Annotated in this window: 2 protein-coding genes; both read left to right on the forward strand. The window is 36.5% G+C overall.

Annotated elements, in window-relative coordinates; genetic code table 11:
- A partial coding sequence (locus DNK84_RS13540; RefSeq protein ID WP_162902499.1) for a hypothetical protein occupies positions 1-2,010 on the forward strand: 2,010 nt, incomplete at its 5' end.
- On the forward strand, positions 2,007-3,245 hold the full coding sequence (locus DNK84_RS13545; RefSeq protein ID WP_119344995.1) for a hypothetical protein: 1,239 nt from the start codon (positions 2,007-2,009) through the stop codon (positions 3,243-3,245). The genes DNK84_RS13540 and DNK84_RS13545, both read left to right, overlap by 4 nt.
- Positions 3,246-3,411 lie beyond the last annotated feature (166 nt).

A 3,411-nucleotide genomic window follows, 5' to 3' on the forward strand; every position in this document is an offset into this window, starting at 1 on the left:
CTTAACTTAGTGCCATTAGGTTATGATCCTTTTATTCTAGAGCAAAAGATTACTGTCGAGTTGAATCCTTTAGATGAAACATTATCGACAAAGCCATTAACGCTTATTAGTAATGAATATCAAAATAAAACACCATACGCCCAATTTAAGGGCCTTATGTTATCTAATTTTCATCTTTTGGATTTAAATGTAGATTTGTCTTCTTATGGTTTTAGTGGTGATTTATTATTTCAGCTATCTTATGATGATCGCGCATTTCACCCTGATTATTTATTCTTGTATCAGAATGTACCTTTATCGATTGCGTTGACTATTGAGCATATCTATGTATTTGATGACCCGGATAAAAAAGGGGAAAATTACAAGAAAACCTTTTACCTTCAAGGGGTTGCTAATTTGCAAAATAACGAGCATCTGCAGTTTTTCGACCCATTAGTTGGCAAAAACACCGATAAACAAACCAGTCAGTTTGAAGCGATGCTGCCAAGTTTCAAGCTTTCTTTTTGCGATGTAATACAGAGTTTCTGGCGTGAACACCATCCAATATATATTGATTTTAATAAAAGCTATATAGACGTTTTTGAGGAAAATAACTTTTTCCAGGCATGGGCAACACTTGATGCCAGTAAATGCAAGAAGCTTGCGGTAAAGCAAAAGCAGATCTTTGTCTCAACGAAAAATGCAAGTTTTTATGATTATTTTATTGAAGCACTCGATCATTATGGGGTTTATCTTATTTACGATTATGAAAGCTTAACGAAGGGAAAAGCGACTTATCAGCTTTTTGATTCCCTTACGGATATACAAAAGCCGACTAAAGGCTCAGGTATGCTTACTTCAATGGACTTAGGGCAGATAAAAGATATTTTATGTCATGTAACGCCCCCTTGGTATGTTAAAGAGAACACCACACTTAATATTGCAGATAGCAATATACAGACGCAAAATGCAAATAGCATAATGCCGAATGATTTTTTAGCATTAGGTGGCTTTAAAAAGACACAGATGCTGAAAATTGCGGACAAGAAAATTTATGATAATACAGCGAAATGGTATACTGAAGTTCAATCAAGAAGGCAGTCTTGCCAGTATACCTATCTTGTCCAGTTAAGGCAGTTAACGCCTTTTATGCCGATGCTGCCTTCATATCAACCTGTGTTAATCGATCAAGATCAATGGCACTGTAGCATTGGAAACTTTAGTCAAAATTTGCTGATCTCAAGACAAAAATGGCGCTTCACACAAAATAAAGCGACCAAGGCTTACGTGAAACAGAAAATTATCGAGCAAAACTATGAGTCTGAAGAGGATAAAGATCGGTTTGAGAAGATTACAATGATTGGAGAAAGTCATGGAATTACGCATTTTACTTCGATTGAAAGTACATGGCTTGATGGCAAATCACAACAGCATATGCTACCAGATTATCAACATTTTTCCCCCATTTTGTTAGATGCGGAGATTACCATTGGTAAAAATGTTGATGAAAGTGTTCAATATGGTTATAAATTTTATCAAGGCCAAACAGAGACAGAAGGAAGCTTTAGTGACGATACTTCGTCAAACCTGGATGCTTATACTTATGCTGGCCAGTCAGAGAAGACATTATGTTATGCTTTAAAGCTGCCCACCGTGTTATACAAATCTTCAGATGCACAAAACAGTGTCTTTGCAGCAATTGATGTGAGTACCTTTGGCGCACATACCTTCTACCCTCTACGCAATGGTGATAAAGTGCTGTTGGAAATCGTAAATGCCGAGATGGTTTTAATAAAATCGCTAAGGGATAATACGATCCTTAGTCAGGACAAAGCCTCAGAGAAAATGGTTCAACGCATGATATATGGTGCGCAGCAGGAGTGTGAGCTTTCCTATACACAGGATAACCAGGATCAGGTGTTCCAAGTAAAGCAGACTACCAAAGATGGAAAAGGTGTTAATATTTTATCTTTTAGTAATAAAAGTGGCGTAACGCTGGCATTTAGTGACAAGAAGGAAGAAAGTGAATGATGAGTTTATTATCAGGTAAATACGGGTTAATGTTGTTTGGTGCAATTGGCGCTGTTGCTGTATTAACAATTATCATTTTATTACTTAAAAAATACAAACAGTACAAGGGAAAATTAAAATTACCTAAGGGCTTGAAAAAGAAAGCAGCTGCGCCAAAACGCAATATCTATAAAGATATTGTTTATAAGATTGTTAAAAAAGCAAATAAAACTGAAGGGCTTGCTTCTTTCTTCTGTGTTTATGAAGGGACAAGCGAGCAGATGATCACCTATGTTAAGAAGTTTACAGATCTTGAGGCGGCAGAAGTTCTTGTTATCGATGAAGGTCAAATGGTTATCGTTGAGCCAATGCGTGTGATATTTCTGATCTCAATACAGGCTTTGCCAAAAATGAATCATATTGCATTTAACAGCATGCTGACTAAAGTCTATAAAAAAGGTGCAATCCATTTACCTATTGCTTTGTTTTGTTTGACTGAAAATGACATCCAGCCCGGGCAGTTTGCTTTATTTCAAAAAATATTATCACAGCTGGAAGTCTATCAAAACAATGCATTTGAACTACATATTGGTATTGATTTTATTTATGAAAAAGAAAAAATGCGCTGTTTCTTTGAGTTGGTTAAACACCAAACAAAGGTTGTTTTAAGTGGGCAGTTTACAGAACAGCAGCTACAAGAGCGTATCGGTGAGGCTTTTGCTTATATACGAAATCAAATCTCTAAGCGGCTTATTACAGAAAATGGATTGAAAGTATCAATAGTGGATGCGATTGAAATTAGTGAGTCAATTGAGCGTAAACTACAGTCTTTATCAGGTGTGTTAACTGAGTTGACAGATGGACAATTTTTACCATACCTTCATGCAACCGTGATTAATTTTGGTATTCACCCGGCAAATTATTATGATACTTTTTTTGAGCAGACTTCCTGCACATACAAAAAATCCTTTAAATTGCGTCATGCTGCTTTACCAGTATTGGTAGTATTATCTACAGCAGCCACAGGTGCATTTGCTTACAATCTTTATCAAAAATATCAGTTGAACCAGGAAATTCAACAGGATAAACCTTTTGATCATTTGCAGCTGGATAACGTGCAAGAAGCACAGAAAGTCTATGACAGATGGGCGAATATGGGCGCATTCGGAATTTGTGGGTTTTTAGGCTGCTGCTTGCAATCCTCCTCTATAGGACATTTCTTCAATGTTTCGCCATCTCCCATCCTTATAAAATGAACGTCTTACCAGCATATCATTGGCACTCTCTTCATTCCAAAAAATAGAATTGCCTTTCCTTTTTATATTATTAACCCTGCGACCACTGCTTTCTATAGCACCACTCCCTTGTCGAAAGCCATTATCTTTACAGCTCTTGTAAATTAATCGATCCATATTCTTTATA

It is taken from the genome of Facilibium subflavum (assembly GCF_003574485.1).
Taxonomy (GTDB): Bacteria; Pseudomonadota; Gammaproteobacteria; order Francisellales; family Francisellaceae; genus Facilibium; species Facilibium subflavum.